Source organism: Rheinheimera sp. MMS21-TC3, assembly GCF_032229285.1.
Lineage (GTDB): Bacteria > Pseudomonadota > Gammaproteobacteria > Enterobacterales > Alteromonadaceae > Alishewanella.
In genome coordinates this window covers 274,576-294,983 of sequence record NZ_CP135084.1, presented here as the reverse complement: position 1 = coordinate 294,983, position 20,408 = coordinate 274,576, and the positions used below count along the sequence as shown (strand labels likewise).

General features: G+C 44.2%; 21 protein-coding genes, 2 pseudogenes and 1 other annotated feature. Of the genes and pseudogenes, 9 read left to right on the top strand and 14 right to left on the bottom strand.

Going from position 1 to position 20,408, the window contains the following annotated elements:
• Positions 1–3: 3 nt before the first annotated feature.
• Together dnaN and dnaA are read right to left on the bottom strand one after the other, a co-directional pair.
• Positions 4–1,107 carry a DNA polymerase III subunit beta gene (dnaN, locus tag RDV63_RS01625; RefSeq protein ID WP_313907779.1) on the bottom strand — a complete coding sequence of 368 codons (1,104 nt, stop codon included), beginning with the start codon at positions 1,105–1,107 and terminating at the stop codon, positions 4–6.
• 13 nt (positions 1,108–1,120) lie between these two features.
• A complete protein-coding gene (dnaA, locus tag RDV63_RS01620) occupies positions 1,121–2,494 on the bottom strand; it encodes a chromosomal replication initiator protein DnaA (RefSeq protein ID WP_313907778.1) in 1,374 nt (457 codons plus the stop codon).
• 447 nt (positions 2,495–2,941) lie between these two features.
• Between dnaA and rpmH the strand changes: the two genes are divergently transcribed.
• From rpmH to RDV63_RS15240, 8 genes and pseudogenes are all read left to right on the top strand, one after another.
• Positions 2,942–3,079: a 50S ribosomal protein L34 gene (gene rpmH / locus RDV63_RS01615; protein WP_313907777.1), complete on the top strand. Its 138-nt coding sequence runs from the start codon at positions 2,942–2,944 to the stop codon at positions 3,077–3,079.
• A gap of 21 nt (positions 3,080–3,100) precedes the next feature.
• The gene (rnpA, locus tag RDV63_RS01610; protein WP_313907776.1) at positions 3,101–3,472 is read left to right on the top strand and encodes a ribonuclease P protein component; all 372 of its coding nucleotides are present in this window, start codon (positions 3,101–3,103) and stop codon (positions 3,470–3,472) included.
• Positions 3,421–3,684 carry a membrane protein insertion efficiency factor YidD gene (gene yidD, locus RDV63_RS01605; RefSeq protein WP_313907775.1) on the top strand — a complete coding sequence of 88 codons (264 nt, stop codon included), beginning with the start codon at positions 3,421–3,423 and terminating at the stop codon, positions 3,682–3,684. Before rnpA ends, yidD begins: the two co-directional genes overlap by 52 nt.
• A 3-nt stretch (positions 3,685–3,687) precedes the next feature.
• On the top strand, positions 3,688–5,319 hold the full coding sequence (gene yidC / locus RDV63_RS01600; RefSeq protein WP_313907774.1) for a membrane protein insertase YidC: 1,632 nt from the start codon (positions 3,688–3,690) through the stop codon (positions 5,317–5,319).
• A gap of 93 nt (positions 5,320–5,412) precedes the next feature.
• Positions 5,413–6,777: a tRNA uridine-5-carboxymethylaminomethyl(34) synthesis GTPase MnmE gene (gene mnmE / locus RDV63_RS01595; RefSeq protein WP_313907773.1), complete on the top strand. Its 1,365-nt coding sequence runs from the start codon at positions 5,413–5,415 to the stop codon at positions 6,775–6,777.
• 203 nt (positions 6,778–6,980) lie between these two features.
• Positions 6,981–7,478: a phage integrase SAM-like domain-containing protein gene (locus tag RDV63_RS01590; RefSeq protein WP_313907772.1), complete on the top strand. Its 498-nt coding sequence runs from the start codon at positions 6,981–6,983 to the stop codon at positions 7,476–7,478.
• 47 nt (positions 7,479–7,525) lie between these two features.
• On the top strand, positions 7,526–7,846 hold the full coding sequence (locus RDV63_RS01585) for a transposase (protein WP_036934229.1): 321 nt from the start codon (positions 7,526–7,528) through the stop codon (positions 7,844–7,846).
• Positions 7,804–7,920 (top strand) — a sequence feature (AL1L pseudoknot). Its footprint overlaps the gene before it by 43 nt.
• Positions 7,849–8,142, top strand: a pseudogene (locus RDV63_RS15240) (IS3 family transposase); the annotation flags it as partial. Its footprint overlaps the feature before it by 72 nt.
• A 115-nt stretch (positions 8,143–8,257) precedes the next feature.
• Here RDV63_RS15240 and RDV63_RS15235 read toward each other — a convergent pair.
• The 12 genes and pseudogenes from RDV63_RS15235 to RDV63_RS01525 all read right to left on the bottom strand — a co-directional run bounded on the left by RDV63_RS15235 (position 8,258) and on the right by RDV63_RS01525 (position 18,487).
• Positions 8,258–8,401 carry a hypothetical protein gene (locus RDV63_RS15235; RefSeq protein WP_409934850.1) on the bottom strand — a complete coding sequence of 48 codons (144 nt, stop codon included), beginning with the start codon at positions 8,399–8,401 and terminating at the stop codon, positions 8,258–8,260.
• 200 nt (positions 8,402–8,601) lie between these two features.
• Positions 8,602–8,892 (bottom strand): transposase, encoded by a 291-nt coding sequence (locus RDV63_RS01575; RefSeq protein WP_313907770.1) that lies wholly within the window; start codon positions 8,890–8,892, stop codon positions 8,602–8,604.
• A 295-nt stretch (positions 8,893–9,187) separates the two neighbouring features.
• Positions 9,188–9,502 (bottom strand): monovalent cation/H(+) antiporter subunit G, encoded by a 315-nt coding sequence (gene mnhG, locus RDV63_RS01570; RefSeq protein ID WP_313907769.1) that lies wholly within the window; start codon positions 9,500–9,502, stop codon positions 9,188–9,190.
• Complete coding sequence (locus tag RDV63_RS01565) at positions 9,499–9,777, bottom strand: K+/H+ antiporter subunit F (RefSeq protein ID WP_313907768.1); 279 nt, start codon at positions 9,775–9,777, stop codon at positions 9,499–9,501. The genes mnhG and RDV63_RS01565 overlap by 4 nt, the downstream gene beginning before the upstream one ends.
• Positions 9,768–10,271, bottom strand: coding sequence for a Na+/H+ antiporter subunit E (locus RDV63_RS01560; protein WP_313907767.1), 504 nt, complete (start codon positions 10,269–10,271; stop codon positions 9,768–9,770). Before RDV63_RS01560 ends, RDV63_RS01565 begins: the two co-directional genes overlap by 10 nt.
• On the bottom strand, positions 10,268–11,851 hold the full coding sequence (locus RDV63_RS01555; RefSeq protein ID WP_313907766.1) for a monovalent cation/H+ antiporter subunit D: 1,584 nt from the start codon (positions 11,849–11,851) through the stop codon (positions 10,268–10,270). Before RDV63_RS01555 ends, RDV63_RS01560 begins: the two co-directional genes overlap by 4 nt.
• The gene (locus RDV63_RS01550) at positions 11,848–12,195 is read right to left on the bottom strand and encodes a Na+/H+ antiporter subunit C (RefSeq protein WP_313907765.1); all 348 of its coding nucleotides are present in this window, start codon (positions 12,193–12,195) and stop codon (positions 11,848–11,850) included. Before RDV63_RS01550 ends, RDV63_RS01555 begins: the two co-directional genes overlap by 4 nt.
• Positions 12,195–15,107, bottom strand: a complete 2,913-nt coding sequence (locus RDV63_RS01545) for a monovalent cation/H+ antiporter subunit A (RefSeq protein ID WP_313907764.1) — start codon at positions 15,105–15,107, stop codon at positions 12,195–12,197. The genes RDV63_RS01550 and RDV63_RS01545 overlap by 1 nt, the downstream gene beginning before the upstream one ends.
• Positions 15,108–15,322: 215 nt before the next feature.
• A pseudogene (locus RDV63_RS01540) lies at positions 15,323–16,159 on the bottom strand (IS3 family transposase); the annotation flags it as partial.
• 426 nt (positions 16,160–16,585) lie between these two features.
• Positions 16,586–17,661, bottom strand: a protein-coding gene (locus RDV63_RS01535) for an IS3 family transposase (protein WP_409934812.1) whose coding sequence is annotated in 2 segments (ribosomal slippage) — positions 16,586–17,404 and positions 17,407–17,661 — 1,074 coding nt in all. Because the reading frame shifts where the segments join, the coding sequence is not laid out codon by codon here.
• Positions 17,662–17,855: 194 nt separating this feature from the next.
• A complete protein-coding gene (locus RDV63_RS01530; RefSeq protein ID WP_313907762.1) occupies positions 17,856–18,179 on the bottom strand; it encodes a HigA family addiction module antitoxin in 324 nt (107 codons plus the stop codon).
• 14 nt (positions 18,180–18,193) lie between these two features.
• Positions 18,194–18,487, bottom strand: coding sequence for a type II toxin-antitoxin system RelE/ParE family toxin (locus RDV63_RS01525; protein ID WP_044628576.1), 294 nt, complete (start codon positions 18,485–18,487; stop codon positions 18,194–18,196).
• A 572-nt stretch (positions 18,488–19,059) separates the two neighbouring features.
• Here RDV63_RS01525 and RDV63_RS01520 point away from each other — a divergent pair.
• The gene (locus RDV63_RS01520; protein ID WP_313907761.1) at positions 19,060–20,331 is read left to right on the top strand and encodes an O-acetylhomoserine aminocarboxypropyltransferase/cysteine synthase family protein; all 1,272 of its coding nucleotides are present in this window, start codon (positions 19,060–19,062) and stop codon (positions 20,329–20,331) included.
• Positions 20,332–20,408 lie beyond the last annotated feature (77 nt).

Sequence of the window (20,408 nt, the reverse complement as noted above, 5' to 3'; positions counted from 1 at the left end):
TTATTATAAGCGCATTGGCATAACAACATAAGATGCCCCAACATTACCCACCCCTTCAACTAAGGCACTAGAGTTAGCATCGTTTAAGTGCAGCACAACTAAATCGGTTGCTAAGGTATTGAGCACATCTAATAAATAGCCAACATTAAAACCAATTTCTAAATTATCACCTTGGTACTCTACTTCTATTTGTTCTTCAGCTTGTTCATGCTCGGGGTTATTGGCAACAATGTGCAAACCACCTGGTGTTAAGGTAAAACGAACACCTCGGTACTTTTCATTAGATAATATAGAGGCTCTAGTACAAGCATCTTTAAGAATGCTACGATGCGCAGTAACCAATTTAGTACTATTACGCGGTAACACCCGTCGATAATCAGGAAAGCGACCATCTATTAATTTGCTACTAAATACAAAGTTACTATCAGTTAACCTCAGATGATTTTGGCCAAAACTTAAAGTGACTTGTTGCTCATCATTAGCCAATAAACGCATAATTTCCATTACACCTTTACGGGGAATAATAATTTGCTTTTGTTCAGCACTAAAACCAGGTAACTCTAATAAGCTTAATGCTAAACGGTGACCATCAGTTGCGACCGCTCGAACTTGACCATTGTCGGTTTCAAACAACAAACCATTTAAGTAGTAGCGTACATCTTGGTTTGCCATCGAAAAAGCTGTGTCATCTAATAACTTGCGCAATTGTTGGCGACTTAATTGAATATCAACCTCGCCTTGCCAGCTTTCAAGGTTTGGGTATTCAGCAGCACTTAAAGTAGACAAGGTAAACTTAGTTTTGCCACAACTTAGAATGCAATTGTCCGCTTGGACTAAAACATTAATATCGGCGTTATCAGGTAAGCTACGACAAATATCTAACAGCTTTTTTGCTGGTACAGTAATACGGCCTTCTTGTTGAATAGCTAACGCCTCTGTGGTTGCCACTAATTCAACTTCTAAGTCTGTGCCTGTTAAAGATAGCCGACCATCTGCCACCTCAACTAATACATTAGATAAGATTGGTAATGTATGACGACGTTCAATAGCGCCAGACACCATCTGCAATGGTTTTAATAACGCATCTCTGTTTATAACAAATTGCATGGGCAGATCCCTGTTACGATGACAATGTACGAATTAAATTTTGAAAATCTTCTTTTATTTCATGCGTTTCTTCTTTTAGCGACTCTATTCTACGACACGCATGCAACACCGTAGTGTGATCTCTACCACCAAAGGCATCACCAATTTCAGGTAAGCTATGATTAGTTAATTCTTTAGATAACGCCATTGCCATTTGTCGAGGCCGGGCTACAGAGCGAGAACGGCGTTTTGATAATAAATCAGCAATCCGTATTTTATAATATTCCGCCACTGTTTTTTGAATATTTTCAATAGTAACCAGTTTATCTTGTAAGGCTAATAAATCTCGTAATGCCTCTCGAACAAAGTCGATAGTGATAGGCCGACCAGTAAAGTTAGCATTAGCAATAACTCGGTTCAACGCACCTTCCAATTCACGCACATTAGAGCGCAAACGTTTAGCAATAAAAAATGCCACTTCTTCGGGTAAGCGAATTTGATTTTCATGCGCTTTACGCATTAAAATTGCCACTCGCGTTTCTAGCTCTGGCGGCTCTATAGCAATAGTTAAGCCCCAGCCAAAGCGAGACTTTAAGCGGTCTTCAACGCCATCAATTTCTTTAGGATAACGGTCACTAGTTAAAATAATTTGCTGGTTGCCTTCTAACAAGGCATTAAAGGTATGGAAAAACTCTTCTTGCGATCGCTCTTTATTAGCAAAGAACTGAATATCATCTATAAGCAAGGCATCAACTGAACGATAATAACGCTTAAACTCTTCTATCGCATTGTTTTGTAAAGCTTTTACCATATCCTGAACAAAGCGCTCTGAATGCATATAAATAACTTTAGCATCCGGCTTATTGGCTAAAATACCATTACCTACGGCATGTAATAAATGAGTTTTACCTAAACCTGTACCACCGTATATAAATAATGGGTTATAAGCTGTACCTGGGTTATCAGCAACTTGGCTAGCTGCCGCACGAGCTAATTGGTTAGATTTACCTTCAACAAAGTTAGTAAAGGTATAAATAGCCCGCACGTTACTAGTAACAATGGTTTTAGGTGCAGGCTCAGCGACTTCTTGCTGTTTAACCTCACGTTTAGGTGCAGCACTAAAGGTAGCCGGAGCGGCTGGTGAAGCACGATTACTACTTTGCTGACTGGAACCAACATCAAACTTAAGCCGCGGCGCATCATCACCACAGTAATCTTGAATCAGTTCCTGAATTCGATTTAAATATTTTTCTCGCACCCAATCTAATACAAATCTATTAGGTGCGTATAAAGTTAAACCTGCATCGGAACTATCAGCCTGTAATGGTCTTATCCACATACTAAAATGTTGCGCGGTCAATTCTGCTTGCAGCGCTTGCAGGCAATTTTGCCAAACTGACTGATACACCTTCTCTCCTGAAGCTTAATCTACTTACGCAATTAAGCTGAAGTGGCTAAAACAAGCAGCCATTATGATACGATCTTATCCACAACATCAATATTGACTTTTACTTTTTTATTTCTTCGTTAAAGATTTGATTTTAAATCATTGTTTAATAACAATATATTATACATATTATGTTTAATAATAACTAGTCATAATGACTGATAAACTATATATAAATAAAAGTAACCCACAATTTGTTCAGTTAGATGGCTTAAGGCTGTGGAAAACTTATCCAAATCATTAGTTAAACTAAAGATCAATTAGGATCGAGTATAATAAAACTGCGGATCGCATTGACTTTACTTGCTAGAGTACTTAAAATTCGCGCTCATTTTTGTTAGCTGCGTTTTGGTAAATTTACTAAAACACAGGAACCTTTAGTAAATATTTTGACCAAACGGGTGACCTATGAGTAAAAGAACATTTCAACCAAGCGTATTAAAACGCAAACGTAATCACGGTTTCCGTGCACGTATGGCTACTAAAAATGGTCGTGCAGTTTTAGCGCGTCGTCGTGCTAAAGGCCGTCATCGTTTATCAGCCTAATTGGTTGATAAGCACTGAGTGATGAATTTCAAATTCGGCCGGGAGTTACGTTTATTAACTCCTGGTCAATTCGATAACGTTTTTAAACAACCTTTCCGGGTCTCTTCCCCGCTATTTACTATCCTCGCTAAGTCTAATAATTTACCTCATCCAAGGTTAGGCCTTACTGTTGCAAAAAAACGTGCTAAATTAGCAGTGCAGCGTAACCGAATTAAACGTTGTGCACGTAATAGCTTTCGTTTACATCAACATCTATTACCTGCTGTTGATTTAGTATTAATGGTTAAAGGCGATATTAGTAATACTGAAAATAGTGAACTACAGAAGCAACTGGAAAAGTTATGGCGAAAGATCGTTCGACAGCACACCGCTTTGCAATCCGTTGCGCGTTAACGCTGATCCGAGGTTATCAAACACTCATAAGTCCAATATTAGGGCCTAGTTGTCGTTTTTATCCAAGCTGCTCTCACTATAGCGTTACAGCCATAGAGCGATTCGGTATACTAAAAGGCAGTTGGTTAGCAACTAAGCGTATATTTAGATGTCACCCTTTTAATGCAGGCGGGAATGACCCTGTTCCTGAAAAGCACAAAGAGAATAACTAAGTCATGGAATCACAACGCAGTTTATTGGTTATTGGTCTGGCATTTGTCAGCTTTTTACTCTGGCAACAATGGCAAATTGAGCAAGCGCCACCAGCCCCTACGGCCGTAAGTCAAAGTAACTCAGTTTCAAGCAGCTCTGCTGATATAGGAATGAGTTCGACAAATTCAGAGCACGCTGTTATCACTAACACTAACGCTCAGGCTAAAATCATCAACATCAACACCGACGTCTTGCAATTGCAAATTGACAGTCGTGGTGGTGATATTATTGGCTTAAAATTACCCAAATACACCGTAAGTAAAGACAGTGACGAACTTTATTCATTAATGCGTAAACTGCCAGGTTTTGAATTTGTGGCCCAATCCGGATTAATGGGTCGTGACGGTCCTGACGACACTCGAAATCCTAGACCCGTTTATACAACAACAGCAGAAAGTTTTACCTTAGCTAAAGGCCAGCAACAATTAGTTGTGCCATTAATATTTAGTGGCAACGGCATAACCGTAGAAAAAAGATTTACTTTTACCCAAGGCAATTATGATGTTCAGGTTGAATACTTTGTACATAACCAAAGTAATGAAGTTAAAACCATTCAGCCGTATCAGCATTTAATTCAAAGTATTGAAGGTGGCGCAGAAAGTGGTTTAATGATGCCGATATACCGCGGTGGTGCTTATGGGACGGCCAAAGAGCGCTACACTAAATATAAGTTTGACGATATGAAAGATGAAAACCTAATCAAACCTACTACGGGTGGTTGGGTTGCAATGTTAGAACATTACTTTGTGTCAGCTTGGGTGCCAGATCAACAAGCGGAAAATCAGATTTATAGTCGAGTAAAAGGTAATTTAGGTGTTATTGGTACTAAAGGCCCTGAAATTCATATTCAACCAGGCGAAACCCAAACTATAGCGGTAAGCTTTTATGCCGGCCCTAAAACCCAAGATAATTTAGCAAAACTAGCCAATGGCTTAGATTTAACCGTAGATTACGGCATTTTATGGTTTATTTCACAACCACTATTTTGGTTATTAACCACCATTCAAGGTTTTGTTATTAACTGGGGTGTCGCTATTATTTGTATCACCTTAATAGTTAAAGGTGCTATGTATCCACTGACAAAAATTCAGTACGAATCAATGGCTAAAATGCGTAATTTAAAGCCGAAAATTGATGAGTTGCAAGCCCGATTTAAAGATGACAAACAAAAAATGGGCCCTGCGATGATGGAGCTATATCGCAAAGAAAAAGTAAACCCTATGGGTGGCTGTTTACCTATGATAGTGCAAATGCCTATCTTCTTAGCTTTATACTGGGTGTTTGTTGAAAGCGTAGAGTTACGTCATGCTCCATTTGCACTTTGGATAACCGACTTATCATCCCAAGATCCGTTTTATGTATTACCAGTGTTATTTGGTATTAGCATGTTCTTAATGCAAAAATTACAACCAATGACAGTAACTGATCCTATGCAACGGAAGATTATGATGTGGATGCCAGTGGCCTTCTCTATCTTCTTCTTATGGTTCCCAAGTGGTTTAGTTTTATATTGGTTAGTCAGTAATTTAATTTCACTGGCCCAAATGTTATATATTTATAAAGGTATGGAAAAGAAAGGCTTACATACCAAATAAGCAAAAGTCAGTTAAACTAATAATGTAAGAAAGCTTAACCGCATATCAACAGCCTGCCTTTATGGCAGGCTTTTTACTATAAGAGGCAATAACATGTTTACTACCGATACCATAGCCGCTTTAGCTACAGCACCTGGTCGAGCCGGTGTCGGCATTATTCGTGTGTCTGGTCCTCATACAAAAGATGTAGCCCAAGCAATACTTCATAAGCTTCCCAAAGCACGTTACGCGGATTATCTGTCCTTTTACGATACAAAGGGACAGGTTTTAGATCAAGGCATAGCCTTGTACTTCCCTGGGCCTAATTCCTTTACTGGCGAAGATGTATTAGAACTGCAAGGCCATGGTGGACCAGTTTTATTAGACTTATTGCTTAAACAAGTACTATCTATTGCTAATGTTCGTATTGCTAAGCCTGGTGAGTTTTCTGAACGCGCATTTTTAAATGATAAACTCGACTTAGCCCAAGCCGAAGCCATAGCCGACTTAATAGATGCCAGCAGCGAACAAGCGGCTCGTTGTGCCATGCAGTCATTACAAGGCGAATTTTCTCGTCATATCCATGAATTGGTAGAAAAGGTTATTTATCTGCGAATGTATGTTGAAGCTGCAATTGATTTTCCAGATGAAGAAATTGACTTTTTATCTGACGGCAAAGTAGCAGCGGACTTAGCCGGGATTATTGCCTATCTGGACAGATTAAAACAACAAGCCACACAAGGCAGTATCTTACGCGAAGGTATGAAGGTGGTTATTGCAGGTAGGCCTAATGCTGGAAAATCTAGCTTACTTAACGCCTTAGCCGGCCGAGAAGCCGCTATAGTTACAGATATAGCAGGAACAACCCGCGACGTATTACGCGAGCATATTCATATTGATGGTATGCCACTGCATATTATTGATACCGCTGGCTTACGTGAAGCCACAGATGCTGTAGAGCAAATAGGTATAGAGCGCGCATGGCAAGAAATTAGCCAAGCCGATAGAGTGCTGTTTATGGTAGATGCCACTACTACCGATGCCTATGATCCAAAACAAATATGGCCAGACTTTATAGACCGTTTACCACCAGACTTAGGTGTCACCGTTATTCGCAATAAAGCCGATTTAAGCGGCGAAGAAATTAATGCCAGCCAACACGATACCACCCCCGTTTATGCTATTTCGGCTAAAAATGGTGCTGGCATTGACGCCCTGCGCGACCATTTAAAACAATGCATTGGCTTTGACGCCAGCACAGAAGGCAGCTTCTTAGCACGCCGCCGCCATTTAGACGCCCTAGATCGCGCCGCTGAACACTTGGCTATAGGCCAAGAACAGCTACAAAGTTATATTGCCGGCGAAATACTGGCTGAAGAGTTACGCATTACCCAGCAATATTTAAATGAAATAACCGGTGAATTTAGCTCAGACGACTTACTAGGAAGAATATTCTCAAGTTTTTGCATCGGGAAGTGAACCTCATTCTTAAGTGGTAAAGCCCCGTGAAACCTATCAAAACATATCAAAATAACTTGTTGTTTTGTAAGAACATAAATCACTTTTGCCTCAGAAACCTTTTTCCCGCGTTTTCTTCTAGTTTGCTCCGTTTCACTATAAATTGATCCCGATTTGCTCCAAGGTTAGAATTCGGGAGCAATGGGATCAAAATTGGAGCAAACATGAAGGTATCTGTTAACAAGCGGAACCCCAACTCGAAGGGGCTACAGCAGCTTCGCCTGGTGTACTACTACGGTGTGGTCGAAGGGGAGGACGGAAAGAAGCGGCCTAAGCGGGATTACGAGCCTCTTGAGCTGTACGTGTATCACAACCCCAAGACTCAGGCTGAACGGCAACACAACAAGGAAATGATGCGCCAGGCCGAAGCTGCAAGATCTGCACGCCTTGTTGAATCACATGCCAATAAATTCCAGCTTGAAGATCGAGTGAAACTGGCCTCAAGCTTTTTTGACTACTATGACCAATTAACCTCGACCAAAGAGTCTGGAAGCGCTTCTAATTATTCAATCTGGATCTCGGCAGGTAAGCACCTCAGAAACTACCACGGCAGAGCTGAGCTCACCTTTGAGGAGATTGATAAGCCGTTCCTGGAAGGGTTCCGCAAGTACCTACTGGAGGAAAAGCTCACCAAATCGAAAACCCGGCTCGCCAAAAATTGAATCGCCCCGTGTTTGCCAGAGACTCAATAACTTGAGAAACTGGAACTATGAAAAAATCAAATCGCTATACATCAGAATTTCGTGAACGTGCAATTAGGCTTGTTACCACACAACAGCATGAATACCCTTCTCTTTGGGCTGCGCTAGTATCAATTTCAGATAAACTGGGATGTACCCCAGAAACACTTAGAGCATGGGTCAAGAAATCTCAAGCTCAACCGTCTAAACCCTCTTCTAATACGCAATCAACTGAAGAACGCCTTGCCGCCTTAGAGCGCGAGAATAAAGAGCTCAAGCGAACGAATGATATCCTGAGGCAAGCTGCCGCTTTTTTCGCCCAAGCGGAGCTCGACCGCAAACAGAAGTAATAGTGGATTTTATTGATGCTTGCAGAGAGCATTACGGTGTCGAGTCAATTTGTAAGGAATTGCCGATTGCACCATCAACGTATTATTCTCATAAACAGATACAAAGAGAGCCTGAGCGACTGTCTAACCGCAAAAAGCGTGATGCTGAGCTGATAATACTCATTCGCGAAGTGTGGGAGGATAATATGTCAGTTTATGGTGCAAGAAAAATATGGAAGCAGCTACAGCTTGACGACCATCAAGTCGCCCGCTGTACAGTCGAACGATTGATGCGAGTTATGGGAATTCAAGATGTTCGTCGGGGTAAAGCACATAAGACAACGATACCTGACGAGCAACAAGATAAGCCACTTGATTTAGTTAATCGTCAATTTACTGCTGAGCAGCCCAATCAACTTTGGGTAGCTGACATCACCTATGTTGCCACATGGAGTGGGTTTGTTTATGTCGCTTTCGTGACACAATACGCTGGCGCACCACCAGCCCTAACTTACGCATGATAGTACGTGTTTTATATCGACCTACAGTGAACCCCTGTTTGCGCAGTGCGCTCATGAGTTCGCGGCTGCCAAGGCTGTTGCGGCTTTCTCTAAAAAGCTGTTTCGCCTTGCGATAAATCTTCAACGTATCTGCGCTAATAAGCCGAGCAGGTCTCTGCTTCCAAGCGTAATAACCTGAACGACTCAACCCTAATGCTTGGCAACATAAGCTCACTGGGCAGCCTTCTTTTACCTTGGAGTGAACGAACTTAAAACTTATTTCATTTCCTTGGCGAAGAAGGCTGATGCCTTTTTTAAGATGTCTTTTTCCATCTTTAAGCGTTTGTTTTCAGCACGAAGCTTAATAAGCTCTGCACGTTCGTTATCACTTAAAGCAACGCCGCTGGCTTGTGCTTCTAAATGATCTTTCCATTTATAAATTTGATTGGGGTTAACCCCAACCGCTTCAGCGGCTTCGGCAACGCTATAGCCTTGATCGGTTACTAGGGCTACCGCTTCTTCTTTGAACTCTTTTGAGTAGGTTTTATATTTACGTTTCTGATTCATGATTCACCTCAAGCTAGACAGCTTCTATTGTCTCTTATTGAAGTGTCCATTTGAATTAGACCAGAACAAACACCGCAGTATTGCACTGCGCTATAAAATCGCCTCCAGTGTATCGATGACACTGTGTTTAACTTTTTTGTATTTAACCGTCAACCACACGCCTTCGGTCGTTTACACTGCTATCGGCATGAGCTTAGGCGCGCTTTATATTTGGACGCGGCCAACCGCTAAAAAACTGCAATCAACATCGGCGTAAATACAAACCACAGTATTGCTCAACCCTCGACGCCAGACTCTACTTCTTACGCCGATACACCGCCACCCGCATCATCAACATCGCGCTAACGGGTGCGCTCATAAAGGCAAATAAAGTAATCAGCAGTTCATGCACCACGAGACGACTTTGCCAATAGCTAAATAGCCCCATTGAGGCAATCAGCACACAGCCTAAGCCCAGCGTCACCACCACGGCAGGGCCGTGAATACGTTGATAAAAATCTGGTAATCGGTACAAGCCTAATGCACCAATTAGTGTGAACAGGCCACCGAACAATAATAGAATTGCGACAGGAATGCCTAACCACAACGGTAATTGTTCAGCCTGCATCATTCGATACTCTCCCCACGCATTAAAAACTTTGCCAACGCCATAGTGGAGACAAAACCAAGCAAGGCAATCAATAAAGCTAATTCAAAATACAGGCTATTCCCCACGCGAATCCCGACTAATAGCACTAGGATTATGGCGCATACCCAAAGGGTATCGAGTGCCAGCATACGGTCTTGCGCAGTCGGGCCAAGCAGCAAGCGAGCACCACATAATAATATTGCTAGTGCCACCATAATTAGAGAAGCGGTTAAAGCATAACTTAATATCACGAGCATGTTGTCACCCCTTCAAAAACCTCCATTAGCGGCTGTTCGTAACGGCTTTTAATCGTGTTTACCCACCACGCTTCATCTTGCAAATCAAACACATGCAGCAGCAGTTCGTGGTTATCGACAATATCCACCCACACTGTGCCGGGGGTGCAGTTAATTAAACAAGACAGCATCGCCAAACCATGCGGATCGCGCATATCTAAAGGGATGCGAATAAATTCGCTATGTACATTTTTACTGCGCTTAAACAAAATAATGCTGCTCACCGCGAGCGCCGAGCGCACAATCTCAACCAATGACCAGCCCAGTAAACGTATTAAAACCCAAGGCTTATGAATACGTAGACGATGCAGCAACAAAGGTTGAACCCACAAAGGAATGAACCAAGCAACCAACCCTCCGAGTATCCAATGTGACAGCTCAACGCTTTGATTTAGCAGCAGCCACACCACCAACAATACGGCGGATAAAAACGGCTGTGGTAGAAGTTTGTTCATATTCCCTCTCCTGTCACTGTGGCCACCGCTACGCTACTCTGGCTAAATAAATCTGCCCCTGTACGATCCATATAGCCACGTACAGGTCCAGCCAGCACGGCCATCAATACACATAGGCTCAACAACCATAAAATCGGTGTTGTTTCGGAGAGGGATAACCTTGGCGGCTCGGGGGTTGGGTTCGACCAAAAGGCTTTTACGCCTAAGCGCATCAAAGCGATAATGGCAAAGCCACCAGATACCAACAACATCGAGATAAATATTATGGTGTTTAATCTAGGTAAGCTTTCCCATACGGCCAGCAAATTGGTAAGCATGCCGAACTTAGCCACAAAACCCGATAAAGGTGGCATACCCGCTAGCACTAAGGCGCAGCCCATAAAACTCAGTCCTAAAAAGGCCAAAGCCGCTGGAATGGCCACCCCGTGGGTTTCATCGTCTTCATCGTCTTCGTCCAAGCTTTTTAAAGCAGTAGCCCGCGCAATAGATAGTGGCGAATACAAACGATCGGTCAGCTCTAGTAACAACATAAAGGCTGCCACTGCCAACGCTGAGCTAGCCAGATAAAATAAAGCTGCTGACGCAAGGCTATATTCACCAAATCCCAATAAGGCAACCAAAATACCGGACGAAAGCATGGCGCTATAGCTAGCCAAACGGCGAGAATCGCGACTGGCCAGCAAGCCAAAACTGGCATACAGCATAGTTATGACCCCCGCCCAGAATAAGCATTGCCCACCTAAGGCGATCCAATCACTATTGTTATCCGCGGCAACAAAAGGCCATAAGCGATACAGCACATAAACGCCCATTTTAGTCACTAAAGTCAGTAAGGCGGCCACCGGGGGGGCTGCCGCGCTGTAAGCACTGGGCATCCAGAAACCCAATGGCCAAATACCACTTTTCGCTAAAAAGGCCACGGCCATCACCACCAAGCCAGTATCAAATAAGGCTTTATCGGCCCCCGTGATTAGGCTACTTTTTACCGCCAAATCAGCCAAGTTTAATGAGCCAGTAGCTGAATACACTAAGGCAATGCCAATTAAAAAAAACAACGCGGCAACCAGATTCAAGGCAATAAAATTCATACCAGCCCGCACCCGAATTTTATTTTTACCGTGCAGCAATAAGCCATAAGAAGCCGCCAGCATCACCTCAAAAAACACAAAGAGATTAAACAAGTCGCCGGTAATTAATGCGCCATTCATGCCCATTAGCAAAAACAAGAATAACGAATGGTAACGAGCGCCAGCTTTCATCCAGCGTTGGTAGGAGAAACATAGAGCAGCCAAGGCAACCGCCGCGACCAACACCAGCATTAACGCACTCAAACGGTCAACCACCAAACTAATACCAAAAGGGGCTCGCCAGTTAGCAGCTTGATAGTTCAGCGTAGCATCAGGATGTGTATCAACGGTCACCAATAGCACAACCGCAACGCCTAACAGACCTGTGACAGCCGACATATTTAACCAGAACTTAACGCGGTGATTGCGCTCATTAAACATCATCAGCAACGCGCCAAACAGCAGCGGTAACACCACAGGCATAGTGATCAGGTGTTCAAACCACGGCATCATTCTTCCTCCTGTTCATTACCATCCACATGGTCAGTACCGGTTAAGCCGCGTGAAGCAAGCAGCACTACCAGATACAACGCTGTGGTGGCAAAACCAATCACAATAGCGGTCAATGCCAGTGCTTGTGGCACTGGGTCGGCATACAGACTGGGATCGACGGCTTGATCATCGTTTACAATGGGCGGCATGTCTTGCCATAGTTGGCCACTCACAAAGAGTAATAAGTTTACGGCATAGGACAGCAGCATGAGCCCCATAATCACTTGAAAACTTCGTGGGCGCAGTATCAACCAAATACCTGCAGTAAATAAAATACCGATGACACCGGCTAACAAGAGCTCCATTAGCGCAGTCCTCGTTCACGTAAATGTTTTAACACACTAAGGCTTGCTTGCTCGTCTTGGTCTGGGCGTAAAGTGCGCAACGATTGGTGCGCCAAACCCACCAAAATGAGCATGGTCGTACCGACCACCGTCGCAAACACACCTAAATCAAAGAAGAATGCCGTTGGCAGATGTATTTCACCCAACAGTGGCAAGACCATGTGCGCGGTATGAGTCGTGAGCAATGGATAGCCGAAGAGCCAGGCCCCCATACCCGTAAAAAGTGCTAACAAAAGGCCACTGCTAATCCAGTACAACAAACGTAGACGGAAATGCTGTTCCATCCACAACGTACCACCGAGCATATATTGAGCAATTAAAGCGCTGGCCAAGATTAAACCCGCAATAAAGCCGCCACCGGGCAAATTATGACCTCGCATAAAGATATAAACCGCCACCGCCATAATAAGCGGCAGCAACCACTGCAAATACACACTAGGAATCCATAAGTAGCCGCGCTCTAGCTGCTCGGACAAACTTTGCTGGCTGGCCGGATCTTGCGGATTACTTTGTTGCATGGGCGGCACGGTGCTTTCTGGCGCGGGACGAAAACGGCGTAGCAAGGCAAATACCGTTAATGCCACAATACTGAGTACAGTAATTTCACCGAGCGTATCGAAGCTACGAAAATCGACCAATAGAACGTTCACGACGTTAGTGCCACCACCACCAGGCAAAGCATTACTCAGATAAAAATCGCTTAACGTACGACTACCCGGCTTCATCATCACCGCGTAGCTCATCACGGCCATGGTTAAACCCGCTGTGGTAGCCAAAAGAAAGTCACGACCACGGCGCAACTTAGCCGTCAAATCTCGGTGTGGATTGATGTGTACAATACGTGGCGGCAACCAACGCAGGCCTAACAACAGCAACACTATCGTCACCGTCTCGACCACTAATTGTGTTAAGGCTAGATCTGGAGCAGATAACCACAAAAAAGTTAAGCTAGTCGCTACACCGACACCACCGACTAGCATCAAGGCCACCAAACGATGAAACTTAGCCTTCCAAGCCGCGGCCACCGCACAAACAGTGCCTAATAACCACACCATGACAAAGCTTATATCTAATGGCGTTTGATAAGCTGGCCAAGCCATTTCAGGCAATACCTTCAGTATCAGCAGCATAGCGAACAAACCAACCAGTAATAGCCAGAAGATTTGCACTTGAATTCGACGAGTGCCAAACAGACGCTCTAACTCATTTGCCAAATTGACCAAGTTCAGCATAAAGCTTTCAAACATGGCCTTGCCGTTTAAACGCGACAGCACTGGAGTTTTGTTGATCTGACGCAAATCGGCATAACGCCACAGCAACACAAACAAAATCAGCCCCAGCACCAATGCCAAACAGCTCATTAACAGCGGCAGATTAAAACCATGCCAAAGTGCAAGGTCATACACAGGGGTTTGCTCATGCAGCACCGAGCGCACCGCTTGATCGAGCAACATGCCAATACTGAAAGCAGGCACCATACCCACAATCAAGCAAGAAATAACGAGAAACTCGACTGGAATACGCATCCAACGGGGAGCTTCATGTGGCTCGCGCGGTAAATCTGTTGCGAGCTTGCCAAAAAACACCTGAATAAAGCGCAGCGCATACACCACACTAAAAATGCCCATAATCAATGCGGCACCACTCATCCAATCAAAGGCTCGTACCCCCGCAGTTAAGGTCTCTGCAAAAAACATTTCCTTAGAAATAAAGCCGTTCAGCAGCGGCACCCCAGCCATCGCCGCACTGGCCACAATCGCCAACACAGCGGTATAAGGCATGGCCTTAGCCAAACCGCGCAGACGCCCCATATCGCGTGTGCCGCATTCATGGTCAACAATGCCCACCGCCATAAACAGCGACGCCTTAAAGGTGGCATGGTTGAGCACATGGAAAATCGCCGCCACCATCGCCAAAGGTGTTGATAAACCGAGCAAAAATACAATCAATCCGAGATGACTGATGGTGGAATAGGCCAACAGTCCTTTCATATCTTTTTGGAAAATCGCCGAGAACGAACCCAGCAAGAAGGTACAGACGCCTGCGCCTCCCACCAGCCACAGCCATTCCTGCGTACCCGACAGCACAGGCCACAGCAAAATCAGCAGGAAAATCCCCGCTTTCACCAGAGTGGCCGAGTGCAAATACGCCGACACAGGCGTGGGCGCAGCCATCGCGTGCGGCAACCAAAAATGGAAAGGAAACTGCGCGCTTTTGGTAAAAGCGCCCAGCGCCACCAGCAATAAAATCAGTAAATACCAGGGGTGCTGGCGCACCGTATCGCCCGCAGCCAGCACTTGGTCAACATCCCAACTGCCCACCGCCAGCCCCAGCAACACCATGCCCAGCAACAAACACAAGCCACCCGCCGCCGTCACCGTCAGCGCCATGCGCGCGCCTCGGCGAGCATCGCGGCGATGGTGCCAATAGCCAATCAACAAGAAAGAAACCAAGCTGGTCAGCTCCCAAAACACCACCAGCTGAATCAAATTACCGGATAACACCAAGCCCTGCATGGCCGCCATAAAGGCCAGCAAAAAGGCAAAAAAACGCGGTACAGGGTCTTGCTCGGACATGTAATAACGGGCATAAAGCACCACCAGCAGGCACATGCCCTGAATCAGCAAGCTAAACAGCCACACCAAGCCATCCATACGCAGCACAAGGTTTAAGCCATAGTCTGGCATCCAGTCCAACTGATAACGCACCACACCGGCTTCGACCACCATAGGGTAATGCGCTAAGGTCAGCGCCACCCCCACCAAGGCCACGGCGGCCGCAAACCAAGCCGCTAAATTACGGGAATACACAGGAAAGGTGCTGGCAACCGCCACACCCAGAAAAGGAACAAGCAATAACAGAAATAAAGACATGGCCACCACGAACAGGAATTGGTCTTGCTTTAAGCCCTAACGACAAAATCGCTAGAAAATGGGGGCAGAAAATAGCAAAACACAGGCACTATTGTCTAGTTTTTATTTTGTTTTCCAAGCCTTCTTGACCTTATTTTTCATTCAACGAGTTTGCTCTGATGCATAACTCATCTCAAACTAGGCGGCTTCTACTGTCTCTTATTGAGGTGTACTGGTCAAGCCCAAGTGGACACGTTTAATTGATAATTTTCATACTCAACCGGAGTCATATCACCATTAGACGTATGCAGTCTTTTTAGGTTGTAATACTTCATATAAGCAGCTACATCAGCTGCCATAGACTCGTAAGTTGCGTGTTGAGCTTTGAGTATCCAGTCGTGTTTTAAGCTTCCAAAAAAGCGTTCAACAACGGCATTATCCCAGCAAGCCCCAACATCACCCATCGACTGTTTTATACCTAGCTTAGTTAGCGAGCTTTTTAACTTTTTACTGGTGTACTGAGAGCCACGGTCACTATGGAAAATAACACCTTTTGGATGTTTTCTAAGCCAATAGGCTTGCTTAACCGACTGCAAAACAAGATCAGTTGTCATACGTTTGTTAATAGACCAGCCAACGATTCGGCGAGAATACAAATCCATAACAACGCTTAAATACATCCAACCTTGCCCAGTTCTTAAATAGGTAATATCACCAGCCCATACTTGATTAGCTTGGGCTGGGTTAAAGTTCATATTAACTAGATTAGGTGCCGCCAAGTGGCGCTCATCACGCTTAGTCGTTACTTTGTAAGCCACGCGCTGGCGTACCACCAGGCCTAGCTTACGCATGATAGTTCGCGTTTTATGACGACCGACAACGAACCCCTGTTGGCGCAGCGCTTTCATGAGCTCACGGCTGCTAAGACTGTTACGACTTTCTGCAAAAAGCTGTTTCGCCTTGCGATAAAGCCTCAGTGTATCTGCGCTAATAAGCTTGGAAGGACGTTGCTCCCAAGCGTAATAGCCTGAGCGACTCAGCCCCAATGCCTTGCAGCATAAACTCACTGGGTAGCCTTCTTGCACGTTTCAGGATGAAGAAGTCAAAGTAGAACAACCCGCCATTGACCAATTAATGAAGCAGGGTTGGAGCTATGTACCAGGCGCATTACTGGCACCGGCAGTGGCCGCTAAAGGATTACTGCATAGTGCAGAGCGTGAGTATTACGCTTAATCTGAATCTCAGATAGCAATGGATGCTGTAACTCAGCGATTATTGCAGTTCAGGATGCAATAGATGCGATACAGTCTTTGAAGGATTTTAAAAAACTTGTGGATACGTCAGAGCAATATTCCAAAGGTATGCAGATGAGTTTAGCTGAAGACGCTCTATTGAAAAATAAAGATTAGGTTATTTAGATAAAATAATTCAAATAATTCACACAAGAAAGCATGGTATTGTAAATATCCCATTTATAACACAGTCATCTCGTAGAGAATTTACGCCGCATTTCGGTACTCAAATGGTGTCATGTCATTGAGTGAGTCGTGCGGTCGTTCGTTGTTATATAGCTCAATCCAATCTTCGGTTATTTGCTTCACTTCGTTCAGGTTGTTGAATATGTAGCAGTCGAGTACATCGTCGCGATACGTTCGGTTAAACCGTTCAATGTATGCGTTCTGGTATGGGCAACCAGGCTTGATGTAGTCAATCATAATGTCGTGTGCTTTTGCCCAATTTACAAACACTTCTGAAGTGAACTCGCTGCCATTATCAACCCGTATTTTCTCAGGGTAACCGTGCCATTCAGCAAGTTGGTCAAGATAGCGTATGACGCGCAATGACGGCATGCTGGTCGCAATATCGATACCTAAAACTTCGCGATTGAAGTCATCAATAACGTTAAATGTTCGGAACCTGACTTTGTTGTGCAAACTGTCGCTCATAAAGTCCATTGACCAAGACTTCCCAAGTGCATTTGGTGCAGCTAACGGCTCTGGATTGCGGTTGGGTAATCGTTTTTTACCTTTGCGACGCAGGTTCAGTTTTAGCTCAGTATAAACGCGATAAACACGCTTGTGGTTCCAGCGGTGGCCTAGCTTACGAAGGCATTTGAAGCATTTTGGGAACCCCCAACGATGATGTCTTTCAATTAACGCATTCAAGGCATCAATGATTTCATCATCATCGTTCAATTTCGGCTCGTAATAGTATGCAGTACGGCTGATGCCGACTACATCACAGCACTTTACAACGCTTGCGTCATACTGCACCTGTAACTCGCGTGCCCAGACTTTCCTTTCTGCCACAGGTGCTAAAGCTTTTTTATAATATCTTCTTGCATCTGCGATTTAAGGCTCAAATCAGCATACATCTGTTTGAGTCGCCGGTTTTCTTCTTCAAGCTCTTTTAAGCGGCGCACATCGGACGCTTCCATACCGCCATATTTTTCGCGCCACTTATAAAATGTTGAATTGCCGATGCCATACTTACGGCAGAGGTCTTTGATCGGCATGCCGACTTCAGCTTCTTTCAAAATCGCCACAATTTGGCTTTCAGTCATGCGTTTGCTCATCGTAAAACTCCTTTGCTTTAGCTTAAAAGAAATTCTACGAGTAATCTGTATTATTTTACGGGGTAGTTACATGTTCCGAAAGCGCGAGAAAGGTTACAAGGCGATGGGATACCAGTTTGCCCAATCCGAGCCGCAAACACGGCTACTGTAAAGTTTCCAAAGAAAGGAGAAACATGGCTGAAACGAAATGTGCTTCAGGCCTGCTTCAGAGGTAACTCGTGGGGCTTTACGCGTCTCACGTTCTTAGCTTCTTGTTCATAGGCTTGATGACGAACATCCCATAACTCAACCGCGTGCTGAATATTCAGCCAGAACTCCGGCGTATTCCCCAAAGCCGCTGCGAGTTTGATTGCCATGGGTGCTGTCAGCGTGCCTTTGTCATGCGCAATCCGACTGAGTGTATTTCTGTGCACACCCATTGCTTCGGCGAGTTCACTGATTTCAATGTTCATCGGCTCCAGGAATTCGGTGACCAGCATTTGGCCCACGGTCACTGGACGACGTTTTGTGTTCCTCATTACCATAACCTCCTCTAGCCCTTGTAAACATGCGGGTCTAGATATGTATCTTGGGCGGTGCCATCTTCCCAGCGAAAAATCAGGCGATACTGCTTGTTAACCCGAATAGAACACCATCCAGACAGGTTTCCTTGCAAATGTTCAAAACGGTTACCCGGCGGAATCCTCAAGTCTGACTCCTGCGTCGCAGCATCCAGAATCTGAATCTTTCTGAACAGAGCGCCTTCAATAGTGCTGGGTATTTTCTTGTGGCTTTGGTCTTCGTCGTAGAACGCCTCCAGCCATATATCCCTGAATTCAACCGCCATAGTTATCTGATCGCTTTTTAATCATTTTATGCACAACAACGTTGTGCGTCAAGTCCGTTCAAAATGAGAACGGATCCGTTTAGAAAACGATGTTACTATAATTTCTTGTGACCGAAAGGGACTAACGAGCGATTTCAAGGCGCTGATTTCATAGAGATTAAAGCGTATACAAGGCTCCCAGTTTCCCACTTATCCCAGTTTAAAATGGGGCGTCAGGAGCCGATGCAGAGGGAATTTGCCAATATTTACACTTTTTTTCGCAAATTTCAGCACTCCAATGGTGCTCCAAGAATTTCATAAACTTATGTTTTTAAAATATTTTATACATTCTGTATCGGTAAATAAGCTGGCCACCCATCCACAAACTCACACTATTAAAGCCTAAATTGCTTTGTTAAAAGCTATTTGGGCTTTTTTATCCACTAAGTTCTTAATCTAAGTTCAAAACTACACTTAAAAGAAAAATAACTTAACCTAATTTAATTTTAGCCGTCTAGATGTTTAGATTGACGTAATTTAAATTCTATGTTGTAGTAGTTAAAACTTACTATTACATCAGCTAGGATTGAATTATGAAACGGGAAACAATCGCTTTACACCACGGTTATCAAGCAGATGAGCAAAAAGCCGCTGCGGTGCCTATTCACCAAACTACCTCTTTTTGTTTTGACGATGCCCAGCATGCGGCTGATTTATTCGATTTAAAACAAACCGGTAATATCTATTCCCGTATTATGAATCCAACTTGTCATGTATTAGAGCAGCGACTTGCTGCCTTAGAAGGTGGTATTGCAGCTCTAGCCGTAGCTTCTGGCATGGCAGCTATAACCTATGCTATTCAAACACTAGCCGAGGTAGGTGATAATATTATTTCGGTTAATCAGTTATATGGTGGCACCTATAACTTATTTGCCCACACCCTACCGCGCCAAGGCATAACAGTACGTTTTGCCGATAAAGATGACTTAACCGCTATAGAAGCCTTAATAAATGATAAAACTAAAGCGATTTTCTGTGAAACTATAGGTAACCCCTCTGGCGGTATTGTTGATATTGCCGCTCTGGCCGAGGTTGCCCATCGGCATGGTGTACCGCTAATTGTTGATAATACAGTCGCCACACCGTTTTTATGGCGGCCCATAGAGCATGGTGCCGATATTGTTGTCCATTCTGCTACTAAATATATTGGTGGCCATGGCACCACTATAGGCGGTGTTATTGTTGACTCAGGTAAGTTTCCTTGGGCCAAACATGCAGCTAGATTCCCGTTGTTAAATGAACCCGATGTCTCTTATCACGGTATTAATTACGCTAAAGACGTTGGTGAAGCAGCTTATATAGCCCGAGCACGCGTAGTGCCGCTGCGAAATATGGGCGCAGCATTATCTGCACAAGCGGCGTGGAATTTACTGCAAGGATTAGAAACCTTAGCCTTACGTATTGAGCGCGTATGTGAAAATACGTTAAAAGTCGCACAGTTTTTACAACAACAGCCACAAGTGAGTTGGGTAAATTATGCAGGCTTAACCGAACATAAAGATCATGCATTAGCTCAGAAATATTTACAAGGCCGTGCTTCGGGTATTTTAAGTTTTGGTTTAAAAGGTGGCCGTGAAGCCGGGACGAAATTTTATGATGCTTTAAAATTAATATTACGCTTAGTCAATATTGGTGATGCCAAGAGTTGCTCAGCCATTCCGGCAATTACTACTCATAGGCAGTTAAATGATGATGAACTTAAACAAGCGGGTGTCTCGGCTGATTTAGTCCGGTTATCGATTGGTATTGAGCATATTGACGATATTATTGCCGATCTAAGTCAAGCCCTGGCCGCTGCGGTATAAATAAATTTTGTTGAGGGGTAATGCCGAACAGGTAAACAAAAACCGACTTGCTCTAAGCTAACCGTTGAAGGCATGGA